The 19,797-nt window shown below is 62.6% G+C and carries 15 protein-coding genes and 1 other RNA gene; 5 read left to right on the top strand and 11 right to left on the bottom strand.

Annotated features, from left to right (window positions below; genetic code table 11):
- Nucleotides 1-298: 298 nt before the first annotated feature.
- From Q8O69_RS20915 to Q8O69_RS20935, 5 genes are all read right to left on the bottom strand, one after another.
- Nucleotides 299-913: a DUF4157 domain-containing protein gene (locus Q8O69_RS20915; RefSeq protein WP_371136211.1), complete on the bottom strand. Its 615-nt coding sequence runs from the start codon at nucleotides 911-913 to the stop codon at nucleotides 299-301.
- A gap of 101 nt (nucleotides 914-1,014) precedes the next feature.
- Entirely contained in the window at nucleotides 1,015-1,782 is a 768-nt protein-coding gene (phnE, locus tag Q8O69_RS20920; protein WP_305594252.1) for a phosphonate ABC transporter, permease protein PhnE, read from the bottom strand.
- Nucleotides 1,779-2,606, bottom strand: coding sequence for an ABC transporter permease (locus Q8O69_RS20925; RefSeq protein ID WP_305594254.1), 828 nt, complete (start codon nucleotides 2,604-2,606; stop codon nucleotides 1,779-1,781). Before Q8O69_RS20925 ends, phnE begins: the two co-directional genes overlap by 4 nt.
- Nucleotides 2,600-3,397: a phosphonate ABC transporter ATP-binding protein gene (locus Q8O69_RS20930; RefSeq protein WP_305594256.1), complete on the bottom strand. Its 798-nt coding sequence runs from the start codon at nucleotides 3,395-3,397 to the stop codon at nucleotides 2,600-2,602. Before Q8O69_RS20930 ends, Q8O69_RS20925 begins: the two co-directional genes overlap by 7 nt.
- Nucleotides 3,394-4,245 (bottom strand): putative selenate ABC transporter substrate-binding protein, encoded by an 852-nt coding sequence (locus tag Q8O69_RS20935; protein ID WP_305594258.1) that lies wholly within the window; start codon nucleotides 4,243-4,245, stop codon nucleotides 3,394-3,396. Before Q8O69_RS20935 ends, Q8O69_RS20930 begins: the two co-directional genes overlap by 4 nt.
- 252 nt (nucleotides 4,246-4,497) lie before the next feature.
- Here Q8O69_RS20935 and selD point away from each other — a divergent pair, with 252 nt between their 5' ends.
- Nucleotides 4,498-5,532 (top strand): selenide, water dikinase SelD, encoded by a 1,035-nt coding sequence (selD, locus tag Q8O69_RS20940; RefSeq protein ID WP_305594259.1) that lies wholly within the window; start codon nucleotides 4,498-4,500, stop codon nucleotides 5,530-5,532.
- Complete coding sequence (gene mnmH / locus Q8O69_RS20945; protein ID WP_305594261.1) at nucleotides 5,532-6,635, top strand: tRNA 2-selenouridine(34) synthase MnmH; 1,104 nt, start codon at nucleotides 5,532-5,534, stop codon at nucleotides 6,633-6,635. The genes selD and mnmH overlap by 1 nt, the downstream gene beginning before the upstream one ends.
- A 27-nt stretch (nucleotides 6,636-6,662) precedes the next feature.
- Here mnmH and Q8O69_RS20950 read toward each other — a convergent pair whose 3' ends face one another.
- The gene (locus Q8O69_RS20950; protein WP_305594263.1) at nucleotides 6,663-7,067 is read right to left on the bottom strand and encodes a RidA family protein; all 405 of its coding nucleotides are present in this window, start codon (nucleotides 7,065-7,067) and stop codon (nucleotides 6,663-6,665) included.
- A gap of 143 nt (nucleotides 7,068-7,210) precedes the next feature.
- Between Q8O69_RS20950 and Q8O69_RS20955 the strand changes: the two genes are divergently transcribed.
- Complete coding sequence (locus Q8O69_RS20955) at nucleotides 7,211-8,128, top strand: LysR family transcriptional regulator (RefSeq protein ID WP_305594265.1); 918 nt, start codon at nucleotides 7,211-7,213, stop codon at nucleotides 8,126-8,128.
- A 162-nt stretch (nucleotides 8,129-8,290) separates the two neighbouring features.
- Complete coding sequence (locus Q8O69_RS20960) at nucleotides 8,291-9,010, top strand: SDR family oxidoreductase (protein ID WP_305594267.1); 720 nt, start codon at nucleotides 8,291-8,293, stop codon at nucleotides 9,008-9,010.
- 89 nt (nucleotides 9,011-9,099) lie between these two features.
- On the opposite strand, the gene Q8O69_RS20965 is transcribed toward Q8O69_RS20960, so the two are convergent.
- The 3 genes from Q8O69_RS20965 to ssrA all read right to left on the bottom strand — a co-directional run bounded on the left by Q8O69_RS20965 (nucleotide 9,100) and on the right by ssrA (nucleotide 13,560).
- The gene (locus Q8O69_RS20965; protein WP_305594269.1) at nucleotides 9,100-11,394 is read right to left on the bottom strand and encodes an ATP-dependent DNA helicase; all 2,295 of its coding nucleotides are present in this window, start codon (nucleotides 11,392-11,394) and stop codon (nucleotides 9,100-9,102) included.
- The gene (locus tag Q8O69_RS20970) at nucleotides 11,391-13,055 is read right to left on the bottom strand and encodes a VRR-NUC domain-containing protein (protein WP_305594271.1); all 1,665 of its coding nucleotides are present in this window, start codon (nucleotides 13,053-13,055) and stop codon (nucleotides 11,391-11,393) included. Before Q8O69_RS20970 ends, Q8O69_RS20965 begins: the two co-directional genes overlap by 4 nt.
- 113 nt (nucleotides 13,056-13,168) lie before the next feature.
- Nucleotides 13,169-13,560, bottom strand: a transfer-messenger RNA (tmRNA) gene (gene ssrA, locus Q8O69_RS20975).
- A gap of 147 nt (nucleotides 13,561-13,707) precedes the next feature.
- On the opposite strand from ssrA, the gene Q8O69_RS20980 reads away from it, so the two are divergent.
- Nucleotides 13,708-16,623, top strand: coding sequence for an ATP-binding protein (locus Q8O69_RS20980; protein WP_305594273.1), 2,916 nt, complete (start codon nucleotides 13,708-13,710; stop codon nucleotides 16,621-16,623).
- A gap of 27 nt (nucleotides 16,624-16,650) precedes the next feature.
- Here Q8O69_RS20980 and Q8O69_RS20985 read toward each other — a convergent pair whose 3' ends face one another.
- Nucleotides 16,651-16,896, bottom strand: coding sequence for a hypothetical protein (locus tag Q8O69_RS20985; protein ID WP_305594275.1), 246 nt, complete (start codon nucleotides 16,894-16,896; stop codon nucleotides 16,651-16,653).
- Between the two features lie 73 nt (nucleotides 16,897-16,969).
- Nucleotides 16,970-19,789, bottom strand: coding sequence for an FAD-binding and (Fe-S)-binding domain-containing protein (locus Q8O69_RS20990; protein ID WP_305594277.1), 2,820 nt, complete (start codon nucleotides 19,787-19,789; stop codon nucleotides 16,970-16,972).
- Nucleotides 19,790-19,797 lie beyond the last annotated feature (8 nt).

The following is a 19,797-nucleotide window of genomic DNA, read 5'->3' on the forward strand; positions in this document are numbered from 1 at the left end:
TGGTCGGCAACACCGGCTTACCGCCACCTCCAGGCACCTTGCCCAGGTGTCTGATGCTGCACTGCAGCGCCCGTCGTACATCCGGCAACGGAGGGTTACCCACCCGGTACGATGCGTTTCTTCCCCTCTGGCATTTCGATGCGCTGCGCTCGCCTACCCGGCGGCGCAGGAACGGAGCTACCCGCTCCGTTCCACATCGGCCGCCTGCCGACTGTTCAGATCTAATCCTGCGTTGTTATGTGCCCCTGCATTCACTCGACTGTGTGTAGCCGCAAGGTGCTCAAGCGTATCGATAGCGCTATTTGGTTTTGCCTGCCAGCTGATCGCGCAGTGCGCGCTCGACCGCAATCTGCAGCGTGTATGCAGGTGCTTCGATGGCGTCGTGGTCGCGGGTGTAGCGGCGGGTAAATTCGCGTACGCCCCATTGCTGATATTGCTGCACATGCAGCAGTTCATGCGCCCACAGCGCGACATTTTGCTGGGCGTCTTCAACGTTGCGGAAGACGATGATGTCGATCAGCGTTACCGCTTGCACGTCGGGGTTTTGCAGCAGGGCATTGCTGGCGTTGAGTGCCGCGCCGTCGTCGACCCTAAAGCGCGCTGAGTCGAGCACCGCTATATCGAAATAGGCCTCCAGTTGGGCGCGGATATGCAGAGGCACAGATTCGGTTCCGTCGGCTGCCGCCCGCTGACGCGCCTGTAACAACCCTTGCTCAAGGCCTGAGGCGGCTATCTGGCTGACGTCTTCATACAGCACGTCGATGTCGGCCTGGCTGATCGGCGCACAGAAGCACACTCCGGCACAGACCTGCTGCTGCCCGCTGGGGCAGGCGATAACCGAGGCGGCGAGGCCGAGCCCGCCAATCAGCAGGGCGACCCAGCGCAGCGGGTGACGTAAGAACGCAGCAGGCAAGGACGCCTCCCTCAAATAAGAACGGCCGAAGCAGTATGCGCCAGTGTGGCGTGGCACTCGGACAGTGGCCGCTGCGGTTGGTTGCAGCGCTGCGCTGGAGGCTACACCCGCACCCAGCGCTGCCGAGTCCAGCTGCTTAACGCATCGACGCCGAACACCAGCAGCAACATGGCCAGGATCACCGTACTGGCCTGGGCCTCCTGAAACAGGCTAAGGCTGACGTAGAGCATCTGCCCCAGACCGCCAGCCCCGACGAAGCCGAGCACGCTGGCCATGCGGATATTGTTTTCCCAGCGGTACAGGCAGTAGGCCAACAGCTGTGGCCACAGGTTGGGCAATGTGCCGTAGCAGAACGCCGCGACCTGGCTGCCGCCCTGCAGGCGAATCGCCTCGGCCGGTGCGGTTGGGGTGTTTTCCAGCGCCTCGGCAAACAGGCGGCCGAGTACGCCAGCGGTGTGCAGGGCCAGTGCCAGGGTGCCGGCATTCGGGCCAAGGCCGGCGGCCAGAACCATCAGTGCGGCCCAGACCAATTCGGGAATCGCGCGCAGGGCATTCAGTAGCAAACGCGCGGCGCTCTGCAGCGGCCAGCCGAAACGCCCGGCGGCGGGCAAGGCCAGCAACAGGCCGAAGACCGCGGCGAGCAAGGTGCCGAGGGCCGACATGGCCAGGGTTTCCATTGCGCCATGGCTGATGGCCGACAGGTGCTCGGCGCTCAGGTCCGGGCTGAGAAAACGCTGCACATAGCCGGCCATCTGGCCCAGGCTGTCGCCGCTGATCAGTGCGCCCAGGTCGATGCCCAGGTAAACGAACGAGGCGATCACCGCCGCGCCGATGCCGAGCAGCAACAACAGATTGATCAGCCGGTTCATGCCAGCCTCCCGCGCAGCACGCGGCTGAGCTGGTCGGCCAGCAACACCAGCAGCAGAAAGGTCAGCAGCATGCTGGCTACTTCGCCGCCAGCGAACATGCGCATCGACAGGTCGATCTGCTGGCCCAGGCCGCCGGCGCCGACGAAGCCCATCACCACCGAAGCGCGAATCGCGCATTCCCAGCGGTACACCGTGTAGGAAGTCAGTTCTGCTGCGGCATTCGGCAGGATGCCGTAGACGAACGCCGCTAGCCGGCCGCTGCCGGCTTGCAGCAGGGCGTGGGCCGGGCGCTGGTCGACCGACTCGAAGATTTCCGCATAGACCTTGCCGAGCATGCCGCTGTAAGTGATGGCGATGGCCAGCACCCCGGCGGTGGGGCCGAGGCCGACCGCGCGGACGAACAGCAGCGCCCAGACGATTTCCGGCACGCTGCGCAGGAAGATCAGCAGGCCGCGTACCGGCCAACGCAGCAACTGCGCCAGCGGATTTGGTCGACCGCCACGGGACGCAGCCGACAGCGACAGCGCGCGGCTGGCCAGCAGGCTGGCCGGAATCGCCAATAGCAGCGCCAGGGCCATGCCGGCGGTGGCGATGGCCAGGGTCTGCAGGGTGGCGTCGAGCAGTAACTGCAGAAAATCCGCGTCATGGGTCGGCGGCCAGAAGGCGGCGACAAAGCGGCCCATCTCGTTCTGGCTGTCGGCTTGCAGCAGCACGGCCAGGTCCAGCTCGCTGAGCTGTATACCCGGCCACAACAGGGCCAGCGCCAGCAGGGTGAGCAGCAGACGGGGTAGGGCGGCCGGGTCGCGGGTGTCGCGGTTTAGCATCGCGGGATCTGCAGGCTCAAGGTCACGCTGGGCGCGGGCGGCGAGAGCAGTTGCTCATTGGCATACAGGGCGTCGAGTTGCACCTGATCGACTTCGCCAGCAGGGCGGTCGAAGAGAATCTGCCCATCGCGCAGGCCGATGATCCGCGGGAAGTGCGCCAGGGCCAGTTCCACCGCATGCAGGCTGGCAACCAGGGTCACGCCATGCTGTTCAGCATGCCGACACAACACGTTGAGGGTGTGCTCGGCCAGCACCGGGTCCATGGCTGACACCGGCTCATCGGCCAGCAGCAGTTCCGGCGCCTGGTACAGCACGCGGGCGATGCCAACGCGCTGCAGCTGACCACCGGAAAGCTGCTGACACTGGGCGAACAGCTTGTCAGCCAGGTCCAGCTTGGCCAGCTCACGGCGTGCGCCAGGGACATCCAGCGGGTGCAGCAGATTCAGCAGGCTCTTGCCCAGGCTCCACTGGCCAAGCTTGCCGGCCAGCACCGCCGTGACCACCCGCTGGCGCGCAGGCAGGGGCGGTGCCTGATGCACCAGGCCGATGCGTGCACGCAGGCGTTGACGCTGGCGACTGGACAGTTGCCACGGCTGCGCGCCGAGCACCTGCAGTTCGCCGCTGCTCGGTTGCAGCGCAGTGGCCAGCAGGTTGAGCAGGCTCGACTTGCCGGCCCCGGAGGGGCCGATGATGGCGACGCGCTCACCGGCGGCGATATGCAAATCCACGCCGCGTAGGGCGTGGACTCCGTTGCCGTGGCTGAGGCTGGCGCCGGAGAGGCGCAGGGTCATTTCAGCAGGTCAGCGGCGCGCGCGGCGTCCTCGATGCCCTTGTAGTTCTCAGGCGAGGTTTCGATAAAGCGGCTGGCGGCCTGCAGATCAAGGATCGCCTTGTGCTCTGGGTTGGCTGGATTGAGGGCGAGGAAGGCTGCCTTGATTTTCTCGGCCAGCGCCGGGTCGAGGGTGCCACGCACGGTCCAGTTGTAGTCGAAGTAAGTCGGGGTGGTGGCGAACACCTTGACCTTGTTGCTATCGACCTTGCCACTGGCAACCAGCTTGTCCCACACGCTGGCGTTGAGCACGCCACCATCGACCTTGCCGGCCTGCACCCAGGCAGCAGTGGCGTCATGCGCGCCAGAGTAGCCAACGCGGCTGAAGTGGCTTTCCGGCTTGATGCCGTCCTGCAGCATAAAGTAACGCGGCATCAGGCTGCCGGAGGTGGACGACACCGAGCCGAAGGCAAAGGTTTTGCCCTTGAGGTCGGCCAGGGAGGTCACGTCCGGGTTGGCGGTGATGAACTTGCTGGTGAACTGCGCATCCTGCTCGCGCTGTACCAGCGGAATGGCGTTGCCGGTTTTCAGACGCACCTGCACGAAGGTGAAACCGCCGAGCCAGGCCAAGTCCAGGCGGTCTGTGGCCAGAGCCTCGACCACGGCCGGGTAGTCGGCGACCGGGGTGAACTCGACCTTCATGCCCAGTTGCTGCTCCAGGTAGGCGCCCAGCGGTTTGAATTTGCGCAGCAGTTCGGTCGGTGCTTCGTCCGGAATCGCGCTGACGCGCAGGGTTTCTGCGGCTTGAGCCAGGCTGGTGGACAAGGACAGGGCAAAGCCGGCGGCGAGCGCCAGGGTACGTTTGAGCATGAAGATTCTCCGGTTCAATAGCGGAAAAATTCGAAATGGCAGGCACAGCAGATGTGCGGGCCTGCGCGTAGTCAGGGTAGTCGACGTGGCGCGATTATAGGGGCCACTGCGCTAAAGGCCAGCTTTGCCAGTTACAGGTCAACACGACCATGTCTGCCGCATTGATTGCTGGCCCGGCGGCTTGTCTTGCCTGCATTTTTCAACGGCCTGTTAGAATCCGCGCCTGTTTCCGATTTGCCGAGAGCCTGACCGATGAGCGAGCCGATCCGTTTGACCCAGTACAGCCACGGGGCCGGCTGCGGCTGCAAGATTTCGCCGAAAGTGCTGGAGGTGATTCTCGCCGGCAGCGGCGCGCAGAACCTCGACCCCAAGCTGTGGGTCGGCAATGCCTCGCGTGATGATGCGGCGGTGTATGCCCTGGACGACGAGCGCGGGGTGGTGTCGACCACCGACTTCTTTATGCCGATTGTCGATGACCCCTATGATTTCGGCCGCATCGCCGCCACCAATGCGATCAGCGACATCTACGCCATGGGCGGCGATCCGCTGATGGCCATCGCCATTCTCGGCTGGCCGGTCAACCTGCTGCCGCCGGAAGTGGCCCGCGAAGTGATTCGCGGCGGCCGTGCGGTGTGTGATGAGGCGGGGATTCCGCTGGCCGGCGGGCATTCCATCGACGCCCCGGAGCCGATCTTCGGCTTGGCCGTCACCGGCGTGGTGCTCAAGCGCCACATGAAGCGCAACGACACCGCCACGGCCGGCTGCCAGCTGTATCTCTCTAAACCGCTGGGCATCGGCATTCTTACCACTGCCGAGAAGAAGGCCAAGCTGCGCCCCGAGGATGTCGGCCTGGCGCGCGACTGGATGTGCACCCTGAACAAGCCCGGCTCGCGCTTTGGCAAGCTGGCCGGGGTTACGGCGATGACCGATGTGACCGGCTTTGGCTTGCTCGGTCATTTGGTGGAGATGGCTGATGGTGCCAATCTCACTGCCCAGCTCGATTACGCCGCTGTGCCGCGCCTGCCGGGGGTCGACTACTACCTGGCTGAGGGCTGCGTGCCGGGCGGCACCCTGCGCAACTTCGACAGCTATGGCGAGAAGATTGCGCCCATCACCGACGAACAGCGTGATCTGCTGTGTGACCCGCAAACCAGCGGCGGTCTGCTGGTTGCCGTCACCCCCGAGGGTGAAGCGGAGTTCCTTACCGTGGCCGCCGAGCTGGGCCTGAACCTGGCTCCAATTGGCCGCCTGGTTGAGCGACAGCGTTACGCGGTAGAGGTGCTGTGATGCGCGATAACACCGCCGACTACCGCGACATCTTCCTCAATGATCTGCCGATGATGGACGCCCGCGCCCCTGTCGAGTTCAGCAAGGGCGCCTTCCCCGGTGTGCTCAACCTGCCGCTGATGGATGACAGCGAGCGCCAGCGGGTCGGCACCTGCTACAAGCAGCATGGTCAGGACGCCGCCATCGCGCTCGGTCACCAACTGGTCAGCGGCCAGGTCAAAGCCGAGCGGGTTGCGGCCTGGGCGGCGTTTGCCAAGGCTAATCCGCATGGCTATCTGTACTGCTTTCGCGGTGGCCTGCGCTCGCAGATCACCCAGCAATGGCTGGCCGAAGCCGGTATTGACTACCCACGGGTGATCGGCGGCTACAAAGCGATGCGCAGCTTTCTGTTGGAAACCACCCAGCAGGCCGTGGCCGAGTGCGATTTTGTCATTCTCGGCGGGCTGACCGGCACCGGTAAAACCGACGTGTTGGTGCAACTGAACAACAGCCTGGACCTGGAAGGCCATGCCAACCACCGTGGCTCCAGCTTCGGCAAACGCGCCAGCGGCCAGCCGGCGCAGATCGACTTCGAAAACCGCCTGGCCATTGATCTGCTCAAGCAGCGCGCCCGTGGCACCGAGCAGTTTGTGCTGGAAGACGAAGGGCGCATGGTCGGCAGCTGCACCGTGCCGCTGGCGCTGTATCAGGGCATGCAGCAGTACCCGCTGGTGTGGCTGGAAGATGCTTTCGAGGACCGCGTCGAGCGCATCCTGCGCGATTACGTGGTCAACCTGTGCGCCGAATTTATCGCCCTGCACGGTGAGGAGGAAGGCTTTCGGCTCTACGCCGAGCGCTTGCTGCAAAGCCTGAGCAATATCCAGAAGCGCCTGGGTGGTGAACGCTACCAGCGCTTGCTGAGCATCATGCAGGCGGCGCTGGACGAGCAGCATAGCGGTGCGGTCGACCTGCACCGCGACTGGATTGCCGGGCTGCTGCGCGAATACTACGACCCGATGTACGCCTACCAGCGCGAGAGCAAAGCGGCGCGTATCGAGTTTGCTGGTGACCAGGCGGCGGTCATCGCCTACCTGACTGAGCGCAAGGCTAATCGCCAAGGCTGAGTGTCACCACCCAGCCCCGCGCTGCCATTAGTCGTTGCTGGCTTCTGGCAGCTTGGCGATTACCTTGATCTCGAACTGGAAGCCATACAACCAGGTCACGCCGACGGCAGTTATGGTCGGGTACGGCGCGTTACCCCAGAACTCTGGGACAACCTTCCAGATCCTTTCGAACGTCGCCTGCGGGTCGACCATAAACACGGTCACTTCGACCACATCGTCAAAGCTGCCGCCGGCAGCGTGCAGAATCGCATTCAGGTTGGTGAATGCGGTGCGTACCTGCGCCTCCAACTCGGGTTCGGGAGAGCCGTCTTCACGACTACCAACTTGCCCAGAGACAAACAAAAAGCCGTTGCTGCGGATCGCCGGTGAATAGCGATTGATCTCATAAAGCGCCTGGCGGCCAGGCGGGAATACCACATCACGCTGGTTCATCTGTACCTCCATCATGGGGCGGTAGCGCCCTGGTTTATTAACGATGAACAGACTGTAGGGCGTTGCGTTAGGCCGATAAACCAGCAACTCTGGCTAACACTGTTTGTAGAATCCAAATAATCCAGCCGATATTGGGATAGGAAATGGACCGTTTCGATGCGATGCAGGCATTTGCTCGGGTGGTGGAGTCGGGCAGCTTTACCAAGGCGGCCGAAACCCTGCACATAAGCAAAACCAGCGTGACCCAGCTGGTGCAGCAACTGGAGGCGCGCTTGCGGGTCAAGCTGCTCAACCGCACCACGCGCAAGGTCAACCTCACGGCCGACGGCGCGCTCTATTACGAGCGCGTGTTAAGGCTGCTGGACGACCTGGCCGAGGCCGAGACCAGCCTGTCCGGCGCCTCGGCGGTGCCCCGCGGCCGACTGCGGGTGGATGTGCCCAGCCCGCTGGCCAGAATGATCCTTATGCCTGCCTTGCCGGCATTTCACGCGCGCTATCCGGAGATCCAGATCGATATGGGCGTCAGCGACCGCATCGTCGATCTGATTGGCGAGAAGGTTGACTGCGTGGTGCGCGGCGGCGAGCTGACCGATCAATCGCTGATGGCGCGCCGGGTTGGCGATCTGCAACTGGGTGTTTATGCAGCGCCCAGCTACCTGCAACGCCTCGGCACGCCTGAGCACCCGCGCGAGCTGGAAGATTCGCAGCACCATATCGTCGGCTTTCTCTGGGCACGCACCGGTAAAGCCCTGCCGTATGCCATGCACCGCGCCGGGGAGAGTATTCATATCCAGGGTCGCTACGTGCTGGCGGTCGACGATGGTAACGCCTACCTGGCGGCGGGGCTGGCTGGTATGGGGGTTCTGTGGCTGCCGGCCTATATGTCCGCCCCGCATGTGGCGCAGGGTGAGTTGCTGCCGCTATTTGAGGAATGGCGCCTCGATCCCATGCCGCTGTACGTGGCGTTTCCGCCGAACCGGCATATCAGCATCAAGCTGCGCGTGTTTATTGAATGGGTTGCCGAACTCATGGTGCAGCATGCGCCGATCATCCAGCGATAGAGGGGCCTGAGCGCAGCGGTGCGATAACTGACCCGCGGCCGCTACTGACCTTAAACGACTGGTCGTGTTGCCCTCACCGGCAATCTCCGCTCAATTGCTAAGCGCTGCCTGGTCTGTTTGCATAGCTACCCGCAGTTAGCATGCAGGCCAAGGAGACAGTCGATGAAAGTTATGGTGGTAGGCGCAAGCAAAGGCTTGGGTAGGGCACTGATTGAGGGCTTGGGGCAGTCTGGGGATCAGTTAATTGGTGTTTCTCGCTACCGCCCTGACAGCCTGGTAAACCAGGCCGGTGCTGAGCTGCGCTGGGTGGAGGCCAATCTTGGCGAGTCGCTAAAGGCTGCGCAGATTATCGAGCAGGCTGTGGCGGGGGAAGGGCTGGATACCCTGATCTACAACCTGGGCATCTGGGAAGAATTGGCCTTTGATCCGGCGTATGACTTTCTCGCCGACCAGGATAGCCAGCTGCAGGAAATCATCAGCTGTAACATCACCTCGACCATTGTGCTGATCAAACGGCTGCTGCCGCTGCTGCTCAACAGCGCTAACCCAAGAATCATCCTGACCGGTTCGACCTCCGGCTTGTCGCAAAGCGGGCGCCCAGAGGTTGCCTTCGGTGCCTCTAAATTCGCCCTGCGCGGTATCGCCGATGCCCTGCGCGAAGGCTACAGGCAGCAGCGCCTGGGCGTGACCTGTTTGAACCTGGGTTATCTGAATACCGAGGATGCCCTGGACACCCCGCGAGCGCTTGCCGAACAGCGCGGCGAAGGCCATTTGATTCCCGTGCACGATGTCGTGCAGATAGTGCGTATGACCTTGAGCCTGTCTTCCACCAGCTTCGTCAAGGAACTCACCTTGCCAGCAATACTGGATGAGCGCTTCTGAGTACTGGCGCTGAGCAAAAAGATGTAAAGCGCGCAGATGGCGAATGCGGGCATCTGGTTAAAGCCATATTGCCCGTGAGCTGCGTAGTGCTAGAGAACTGGGTCTTTACTCAACGGCAAACGGCAGCGTTCGACCTTCCACCAGCTGGGCAGTAGTTTGCGGATCGCCGGCTGGTTGAAACGGTCATCAATCAGATAGACCACGCCCTGATCCTGCACTGTGCGAATCACCCGGCCGGCGGCCTGCACCACCTTCTGCAAACCCGGGTAGAGGTAGGTGTAGCCGTAGCCGTTGTTGCTGCCGAACATCACCTCCATGCGCTGTTTGATCTCTTCATTGACCGGGTTGATTTGCGGCAGGCCGAGGGTGGCGATAAACGCGCCGATCAGGCGGTCGCCAGGTAGGTCGATACCCTCGCCAAAGGCCCCGCCCAATACGGCAAAACCGATGCCACGGCCCTTGCTGGAGAAACGATCGAGAAAGGCCTGGCGCTCGCTTTCATCCATTTGCCGTGACTGCTGCCAGACAGGAATTCGTGGGTGCGCTATCTGCAGCTCCTGCAGTGCCGCTTGCAGGTAGGTGTAACTGCTGAAGAAGGCCAGGTAGTTGCCCGGTTTTTCCGCGTACTGACGGGCAATCAGCGCGGCGATGGGGGCTAGCGAGTAGTCGCGATGGGCGTAGCGGGTGGACAGGTTGCTGACCGCTTGAACCTGCAGCTGCTCGGCGCTGAAGGGCGATTCCACATCGATCCAGGGTGTTTCTTCCGGGAGGCCGAGCAGGTCGGCGTAATAGTTTGCCGGGCTCAGGGTGGCGGAAAACAGCGTGCAGCTGTGCGCCTCGTCGAAGCGCGGCGCGAGAAACGGCGCGGGCACGATATTGCGGATGCACAGGGTGGATACCGATTGGCCGTTGCTCTCGTCGCGGCTGATATCGAACAGCGAGTGCGCACCAAAAGCCTCGGCCAGGCGGCAGAACAACATGGCATCGAGGTAGAAGTGCAGCAGCTCGCTGGCGTTGCCAGCCGGCTGCTCGCTCAAGTGATCGGTGAGCGTACTGACCGCCTTTTGTAGCGTCATGACGAATAGGTCCGGCGCGGTGGGGTAGACCTGATAGGCCACTTCCTGGTCGCGCTCCAGCTGTCGCCAGTGCCGGCTGATGCGCTCCAGCGGGGCCTTCATCACGCTCGGCGCAATGCGCCGTACTGCTTCAAAACGCTGCTGATTAAGCTCGGCGGTGTACATGCCGCGCGCCCGCTCGATCAGGTTGTGGGCTTCGTCCACCAGCAGGGTGATGCGCCATTCATTGAGCAGGGTGAGGCCATACAGCAGGCCGCCCATATCGAAGTAGTAGTTGTAATCGCAGACCACCACATCGGCCCAGCGGCATAGCTCCTGGCTCAGGTAATAAGGGCAGATCTGATGCGCCAGGGCGGTGGCGCGTACGCTTTCATGACTCAGCCATTGACCTTCGAGCGCGGCTTTACGAGCGGCCGGCAAACGGTCGTAAAAACCTTTGGCCAACGGGCAGGAGTCACCATGGCAGGCTTTGTCGGGGTGCTCGCAGGCCTTGTCGCGCGCCACATGCTCCAGCACCCGCAGCGGCATCGCTTCTTCCTGGCTGCGCAGGGTGGCCAATGCATCCAGCGCCAGGCGCCTGCCGGGTGTTTTCGCCGTGAGAAAAAACAACCGATCCAGCTGCTGCTCGGGGAAAGCCTTGAGCTGCGGAAACAGGGTGCCGAGGGTTTTGCCAATGCCGGTGGTGGCTTGAGCCATCAAGCAGTGGCCATCACGGGCGGCGCGGTAGACCTGATTGGCCAGCTGGCGTTGCCCGCTGCGAAACTCTGCATGCGGAAAGCGCAGGCGCACCAGCGCCTCATCGCGCTGGCGGCGATGCTCGCGCTCGTACTCGGCCCAGCGGATATAGCGGCTGCAGTGCAGCTCGAAAAATGCGCGCAGTTCATCTGCGGTGGCCGTCAGGTGGAAGGCGGTTTCATGCTGGGTGATGACGTTGAAATAGACCACCGCCAGATTGATCTCTGGCATGTCGCGTTCCTGGCAGAGTAGCCAGCCGTAGACCTTGGCCTGGGCCCAGTGCAGCAGGCGATGGTTTTCCGGAATGCGGCTGATATCGCCCCTGTGGGTCTTGATCTCCTCCAGCAGGTTTTCATCCGGGTCGTAACCGTCCGCCCGGCCGCGTACCTGTAAGCCCTGGTATTCGCCACTCAATGGCAATTCGGCGTAGTAAGTCGGACCGCGCCTGGCGACCACGATGGCGTGCCCGGTCATGCCTTCCTGGGCGGTGGGCGAGGGGGTAAAGCGCAAGTCGAGGTCGCCGACCTTGGCGGTAAATTCGCACAACGCGCGCACCGCGACCTGATAGTTCACGCGTCGGCCCACTGCACGTAACACACATCCACCGGCATGCCGTGCTCAGCGCAGAAGGCCAGCCAGCGCCGCTGGTTGTCCTGCAGGCGGTCGCCTGGGCCTTTCACCTCAATCATCCGGTAGCGCTGCTCGGCCGGCCAGAACTGGATCAGGTCCGGCATGCCCGCGCGGTTGGCTTTGATGTCCAGCAGCAGGCGCTTGAACCAGGCCCGCAGGTGCGCGGCGGGCAGGCAGTCGAGCGCTTGTTCCAGCAAGGTCTGATCCAGCGCTGCCCAGAATACGAAGGGCGACTGGATGCCGAATTTGGCCGCGTAGTTGTCGCGGATCACCTGCTTGTAGGCATCCGAGTCGAGGTGCGCCATGCAGTTGGCAAACAGCTCTTCGCGCTGGGTATGAAAGTCGGCACTGAACAGATCAACCGGGGCGGTATGGAAAGGGTGGAAGAACGCCCCCGGCACCGGCGCGAAGATGGCTTGCCAGCAGAGCAGGCCGAACAGGCTGCAGATCAGGCTGTTTTCGACGTAGTGCACTGGTGCGTCGGGCTCGTGCAGATGAGCTTTGACGGCAAACTCGACACTCTGCGCCTCAGACCTTGGCAGACTCAGATCAATCCGTGCCGGCGGTACTGGCTTAGCTTTGCCAGGTTGCGGTTGCCCGAGCTGACGGGCCAGCCGCGTCAACGCACGTTCCACCGCCTGGGCTTCGGCATCATTTTCCGGTGCCTGGATGGCCTGCAACGTCAGCTCATAGGCTTGTTCGGGACGGCCCAGGCGCTCCAGTACGCGGATCTGCCGCAGGCGAGCACCGACATAACGGCAGTCGGTGTAGAACGCCAGCGCACCTTCCAGATCCGCTTCACGCTCCAGCTGATGGCCCATGCGGAATAACAGCTTGTTACGCCGCGCGGCCAGGAAGGGGGTGTCGCAGGCCAGTGCGCTGATCTGCTGCAGCACATCTGCAAGCGGCTCGCCGGCCTCGAACTGCTCGCGGCTGCGCTGCAGGTGCAGGTAGCAGTCCACATCCGCACGGTGGCGAAAGGCTCGCGAGTCGGCCGTCAGCTCCACCCGCTCATAGCGGAAGATACCGAGCTCGGCGAGGACGAACTCGGACCAGTCCTGACGCAGATTGCCGAAGAACATCAGGCGCAGACGCTCGCACAGCGCGTCGATGGTCAGGGAGACAATCTGTTCCTCACTGCCAGGACACCAGGCCGCAAAGGCGCGCGGCTCTGTGCAGGCCTCGGCCAGTTGCGCCAGTAGCTCGGATTTGTTCTGCGACTTCCGTGAGCCGTGGCCAGCCAGGTACTGGAGCACTTCATCCTTGCGCAGCAGCTTGAATAGCTCCTCCAGAGACAGCTCGGCGTCATGCCGCACCCAGCCGGCGTCGAGCAGCGGCGTTACCGCCAGGCGCGCACAACCGATTTCCTCGTAACTCAACTTGCTCAGCCGAAAGTGGCTGCCCTTGCGCATGATCATCCGCACCAGCAGAGCCTGGGCGGGCGTGTGCATGGAGAAGAACTGCCGCACGAAGGCATGCTCCGCCTCGCTCAACAGATCGGCATAGCGCTCCTGCAGCCAGGTCAGGGCTTGGCGAAAGTTCGACAGGTAGTAGAAGCGCGGATCAGATTGCAGCTGCATGGGTGTGCCGGTTGCGGTTGGCATACAGATACCTGCGTCTAAAAACAACAGGCGCGAAGGTAGGGCGCTTAAAGCACCGAACTTACAGAATTTCAGGCACAAAAAAAGACGTCCGTGGACGTCTTTAGATGTTTATTTGGTGGAGCCGGGGGGATTTGAACCCCCGTCCGCCAGTTCTCCACTTTCGGTACTACATGCTTAGCCGTGTCTATTGAGTTAATCCGCAGCCGCCCGACGGGCAGGGTGCTTTGGACGAGTTGTGTAAGTTTTAGCCGCTTTGTCCACAACGTACTACGCGGCGATCCTGTTCTGCATGACAATCACTTCAGGTTTACAGGCATCCCCTAGTGATCGCTGGAGCCGAAGCTACCAGAAGGACTAGTCGCGCCGCTTACGCAGCGAGAGCGTAGCCCTCGTAGTTTTCGTCATTGGCAACTATAGAAAGTTGCAACAGTGGATTTACGACTTCTGTTACCAAGTCGGCATGCACCTAGAGCTTCGCTACCGGCGTCGAATCCTAATCGGCCCCAAAGCTTTTGCTGCTGGTACTGGGACGCGAGTTTACGCCAAAGGTTCCACAGCGTCGACCCGGCAATTGCCTGGCGGACGCTAATGGGGCTTGCCGGCTATGATTGCATCCTGCACATTCGCTATGTCTTTTGGATGAGACCCTCGTATGCCGCGCGCGTCGCGTTACCCTTTGCGTCAGTGGATCTGGCGCGCTTTTGTGCAGAGTGCCCTGATTCCGCTGATTCTGGTCGAGTCGGTGTTGATCACGGTGTATCTGCTGAGCAACGCGGCTATTCGCGATGCGCAGATCGAGCATTTGCAGCAGAGCGCGCTGGATGATCTGTCTGCGGCGGTGGCGCGTGAAGGCCAGGTGATTGATGGCCGCCTGCGTTCGGTGGAGGCGCAGGTACAGATCTTCCGTGATGCGGCGCTCAATGCTCTGGATAACCGTAGGTTTGAGCCCGATGCGCTGGAGCGCCAGCGCCATGCGTTGACTGCAAACGGCGTGTTCTACAGCCGCAGTGATGATGGGCGAGCGGCGTCCTTTTATGCCAACAGCACGCCGCTGGCCCAGCAGGACCATGCCAAGGCTCTGCGCCTGTCGCAGCTCGACCCATTGATGCGTTCGATTCAGGCGGCTAACCCACGGGTAGCGGCGGCCTATTTCAATACCTGGGACAGTTACAACCGCATCTATCCCTTCTTTATGACGCCCGAGCAGTATCCCCATGACATGGTGATACCCGATTACAACTTCTATTACCTGGCGGACGCCAAGCACAACCCCGAGCGCAAGGTGGCCTGGACCGATGTTTACCTCGACCCTGCAGGTATGGGCTGGATGATGTCGGCAGTGGCGCCGGTCTATCGCGGTGACTTCCTCGAAGGGGTGGTAGGCCTGGATATCACGATCGGGCAGATGCTCGGTGAGATCGGCGAACTGGATGTGCCCTGGCAGGGCTATGCCATGTTGGTCAGCCGCGATCACAACATCATGGCCCTGCCGAGTGCCGGCGAAGAGGATTTTGGCCTGCGCGAGCTGACCGAATACTCCTATGCCGAAGCGGTGCGTCGCGAGGTGCTCAAGCCCGAGGATTTCAGCCTGGCCAAGCGCGCGGAAATGCAGCCGCTGTTGCAGGCCATGGCGGCTGGGCAGGGCAACGTGCAGGAAGTCGTGCTGGGCGGTCGCAATCAGTTGATTGCCTGGAGCGAGATCCCGCAGACCGGCTGGCAACTGTTGCTGGTGGTGGATGAGGAGCACATCTTCAGCGAGACCAATCGCCTTGCCGAGCGCTACCTGCATATCGGCTACCTGCTGATCGTCGGCCTGGCGCTGTTCTACCTGCTGTTCTTTGCCCTGATGTGGCTGCGCTCGCGGCGTTTGAGCGAGCAGTTGGTGCGGCCGATTGATGGGATTGTCGGCATGATGCGCGAGCTGGGGCAGGGTAACTATCAGCCCACCGCGCCGGACAGCCAGATTCGCGAACTGGTGAGCATGGCGGAGGCGGTGCAGCACACCGGCGAGCAGTTGCAGGCCAGTGAAGTGCAGCGTGTGGAGGCGCAGCGGATTCTCCAGCTGGTGCTGGAAAGCACCACGGAAAGCCTCTGGGAGGTCGAGGCGGAGAGCATGAGCATCACCCTCAGCGAGCGCTTCCTGAAACGCTTCGGCCTGCCTTACGCGAATATGAGTTTCAGCGAGTTCAACCAGCGCGTGCACCCCAATGATCTGGAGCGAATTCGTCATCTGCGGCAGCTGTTCGCCAGCAGTGGCGAGGACCGTTTCGAGGCCGAATACCGCTACGCCGATGCCCATGGCCAATACGTCTGGCTGCTCAGCCGTGGCAAGGTGCTGGAGCGCGATAGCGAGGGCCGAGCCCTGCGCGTGGCTGGCACCCATGTGGACATCACCCGACTCAAGCAGGTGCAGGAAGACCTGCGCCGCGCTAGCCTGGACGCTCAGGCTGCAAGCCAGGCCAAGAGCCGCTTTCTGTCGAGCATGAGCCACGAACTGCGCACGCCACTCAATGCGATCTACGGCTTTGGCCAGTTGATCGAGATGGAGGCGCAGGACAAGCCCGAGGCCAAGCTGGAGGCCGATTACGCCCGCGAGATCGTCAACGCAAGCCGTCATCTGACCTCACTGGTGGACGACATTCTCGACCTGTCGAGCATCGAGAGCCGCCGCCAGCAACTCAAATTGCAGCCGGTGGAAGTCGGCGCGTTGCTGCATGGCTGCGCCGAGCTGGTGCAACCCGAAGTGCAGCAACGCCAGTTGCAGCTGCAAGTGCTGGCTGAAGCCGACGCCGGCTTGTATGTGCAGGCGGATATGCGCCGGGTGCGTCAGGTGGTGCTCAACCTGCTGTCCAACGCGATCAAGTACAACAGCCCGCAGGGCCTGATCCGCATGGGCTATGAGGTGCGCTCGAACTGCGTTCGGCTGTGGGTCGAAGACAATGGCGCAGGGCTGACGGCCGAGCAGCAGGCCAATCTGTTTCAGCCGTTCCAGCGCCTGGGTCGAGAAAACTCCAGCATTCCTGGCACCGGGATCGGCCTGGTGCTGTGCCGTGAGCTGGCCACCTTGATGGCTGGCGAGATGGGTTTTAGCAGCAGTGCAGGCACGGGCAGCCGTTTCTGGATCGACCTGCCTGGCGCTGCGGCACCGGCAGCGCAGGCGGTTGCTGATGTGCATTCAGTGTCAGCGCAACCCAAGCAGCTGGCCGAGGTGCTGTGTGTGGAAGATCACCCGGCCTGTCTCAAGGTGGTTCAGGAAGCCCTGCGTGAATTTGCCGAGGTGCGTGGCGCCGGCTCGGTGCAGCGGGCGCTGGCTGAACTGGAGCAATGCACGCCGACCCTGCTGTTGCTCGATCTGGATCTACCCGATGGCGACGGTATGCAGGTGCTGGATGCCATGCGCCTTAACCCACGTTTGCAGGCGGTGCCGGTGTTGGTGATCAGCGCGGCGGCGGATGAGGCGGTGTTTGCCGAAGCACGGCGGCGCGGCGCCCAGGCTTGCCTGGCCAAACCGATTGACCTGGCTCAGGTGCGCCGCGTTGCGCTCAGCCTGTTAGGGCAGGCGCTTTAACCCGCGCCTTCCCTGCCGCTGTTCGGGCTATTCGCTGGCTTCGAGCAGTTGCAACGCTTCGCCCAGCACCTTGACCGATTCGCTGTGGTTGCCGGCCTTGTGCAGGGCTTCGCCTTCGGCGCGTAGCTGCTGCACTTGTGCGAGTACGGTGGCATCGCTCGGCGGGTCGGTTTTCAGCAGTCCATCGATCTTGGCCATATCCGCCGGGCAATGCATGGCCCAGAGCGAAGTGCTGAGGAGTGCGGTAGCAAGGAAAGTGGCAAGGCGGCGCATGGCGTGGCTCCAGCGATGGGGGTAGGGCTTTCAGTATAGAAAGCCCTCACTCGGTGGCTGGGCCGTTGGTCACTCAAGGCCTGGCGCTACTGACTCGGTCAACCAGATAGACCAGCCCGTGATAATCGATGCCGCCATGCTGGCTCAGGCCGATTTCGCAGGTGCGGCTGGTGCTGATGCCTTCCTCGCAATACTGCACGGCGGACTTCAGGCTGCGCAGGGCGTGGTCGTTGAGCTCGGGGGTGGTAAAGCCCTTGTCGCCGGCAAAGCCGCAGCAGTGGATACCTTCGGGAATCACCACCTCCGAGGTACAGCGGCGGACGATATCGATCAGGCCCTGCGCCTCGCCCAGATGCTGGGTGCTGCAGGTGACGTGCACCGCCACCGGTTTGTTCTGTGGGGTGATGTGCAGGCGGTCGAGCAGGTGCTCACGGATAAATTTCACTGGGTCATGCAGTTTCAGCCGTGTATCCAGACCGTCCTGCATTAGTCGTAGGGTGCAGGGGCTGGTGTCGCAGTAGATCGGGTCGAGGCCGCCACGGCTGGCCTTGAGCAGCGCGTCGATCAGCTCCTGCTTCTTGCGTTCGGCCTGCTCGCTGTAGCCCTTGGAGGCAAACGGCTGGCCGCAGCAGAGGTTGTCCAAGTCAGCCGGGAACACCACCTGAAAGCCGCCTTTTTCCAGTAGCGCGCGGGTCTTGTCGAGTAGCGACATTTGCTCGGCATCGCTCGCCGCCGGGCCCATGGCGCGGGATACGCAGGCGGCCAGGTAGACCACCCGTGGCCGTGCATCGTCATTGGCATGGATTACGGGCAGGTGCAGTTGCAGGCGTTGCAGCGGTTGCGGCATCGCTGGCGTCCACTGCGGCACGCGACCCTGACTGGCTTTGCTGAGCGCCGCCGAGGTGCGGCTGAGCAGGGGGGCGCCCATCAGCATGCGTGCGCCGTTGGCCACATGCAGCATCACGCGTGCGCCATGCATGGCGCGGCGGAAGTTGCTCGCCAGCCAATCGGCGCTGCGCTGGCTGTTGGCGTCGCGACCACGCAACTGACGCACTAAGTCGCCGGTATTGATACCCACCGGGCAACGCTGGGCGCACAAACCGGTGGCGGCGCAGGTGTCGATGCCCTGGTACTGATAGGCCGCTTCCAGCTCGCAGGTGTCGATGCCAGCGCGTTTTTTCGCCTGGATATCGCGCCAGATCACGATGCGCTGGCGCGGGCTCAGGGTCAGGCCCTTGGACGGGCACACCGGCTCGCAGAAACCGCACTCGATGCACTTGTCGACGATCTCGTCGGCGGCCGGTAACGGCTTGAGATTCTTCAGGTGGATATCGCGATCCTCGGAGAGGATCACATCCGGATTGAGAATGCCCTGGGGGTCGAGCAGGCGCTTGATCTGCCACATCAGCTGGTAGGCGCCAGAGCCCCATTCCAACTCGACGAAAGGGGCCATATTGCGCCCGGTGCCGTGCTCGGCCTTAAGCGAGCCGCCAAACTCCACGGCCACCAGCTGCGCCACATCGTCCATAAAGGCTGAATAGCGGGCGATCTGCTCGGGCGTCTCGAAGGCCTGGGTAAACACGAAGTGCAGGTTGCCTTCCAGGGCGTGACCGAAAATGATTGCCTCGTCGTAGCCGTGCTTGTCGAATAACGCGAGCAGGCGGTTGACGCCTTCGGCGAGCTGCTCGATGGGGAAGGTCACGTCCTCGATAATCACCGTGGTGCCGGTCTGGCGCACCGCGCCAACGGCGGGGAAGGTGTCCTTGCGGATCTTCCACAGCAGGTTGTAAACGCTCGGGTCTTCGCTGAAATCCACCTGCTTTTCCAGGGGGAAGTCGGCGATGGAGGCCATGATCAGCTGCAGCTGCTCGTGCAACAGGCTCTGGCTGGCAGCGCGCGATTCAATCAACAACGCGCAGGCGCTATCCGACAACCCCTTGACCCATTCCGGCATGCCAGGCTTGTTCTGCACCGAGCGCAGGCTGCGCCGGTCGAGCAGTTCAACGGCGGATACCGGCTGCTGTTTGAGCGCCGTCACCGCACGGCAGCAACTCTCCACATCGGGGAACACCAGCAAGGCGCTGGCCTTGTGCGGGTGGTCGGGCACGGTGTTGTAGGTTACCGCGCTGATAAAGCCGAGGGTGCCTTCGGAGCCCACCAGCAGGTGGCTGAGGATATCCAGCGGCTGATCGAAATCCACCAGGGCGTTGAGCGACAGGCCGGTGGTGTTTTTCAGTCGGTATTTGTGGCGGATCTTTGCGGCCAGCGCGCTGTTTGCACGGGTCTGTTTGCCCAGCTCGTTCAGTTGCGTCAGCAGGTCCGCATGAGTGGAAAAGAAACGCGTGACGCTAAGCGGGTCTTCGGTGTCCAGCACTGTGCCGTCGGCCAGCACCAGGCGGATGCCGGCTAGGGTGTGGTAGCTGTTTTGTGCAGTGCCGCAGCACATGCCGCTGGCGTTGTTGGCGACGATGCCCCCGATTTTGCAGGCGTTGATCGACGCCGGATCAGGGCCGATCTTGCGTTGGAAGGGCGCCAGAACGGCATTCGCTTGAGCGCCAATTACGCCCGGTTGCAGGCGGATCTGGCTGCCCTGACCACGGACTTCCCGACCGTTCCAGTTGTCGCCGAGGACGATCAGTACCGAGTCGCTGATGGCCTGCCCCGATAGGCTGGTGCCTGCGGCGCGGAAAGTCACCGGCACCTGATGCGCGCTGGCCAGTTTGAGCAAGTCGACCACCTCTAATTCTGCCTCGACGCGCACCACCAGCTTGGGAATCAGCCGGTAGAAGCTGGCATCGGTGCCAAAGGCCAGGGTCGACAGCGGGTCGTCGAAGCGCCGATCAGCAGGTATAAGGCGCTCGACGGCGGTGAGAAAAACGGCAGGCAGGCTCATGCAGGCTC

It is taken from the genome of Pseudomonas sp. (assembly GCF_030690725.1).
Classification (GTDB): domain Bacteria; phylum Pseudomonadota; class Gammaproteobacteria; order Pseudomonadales; family Pseudomonadaceae; genus Aquipseudomonas.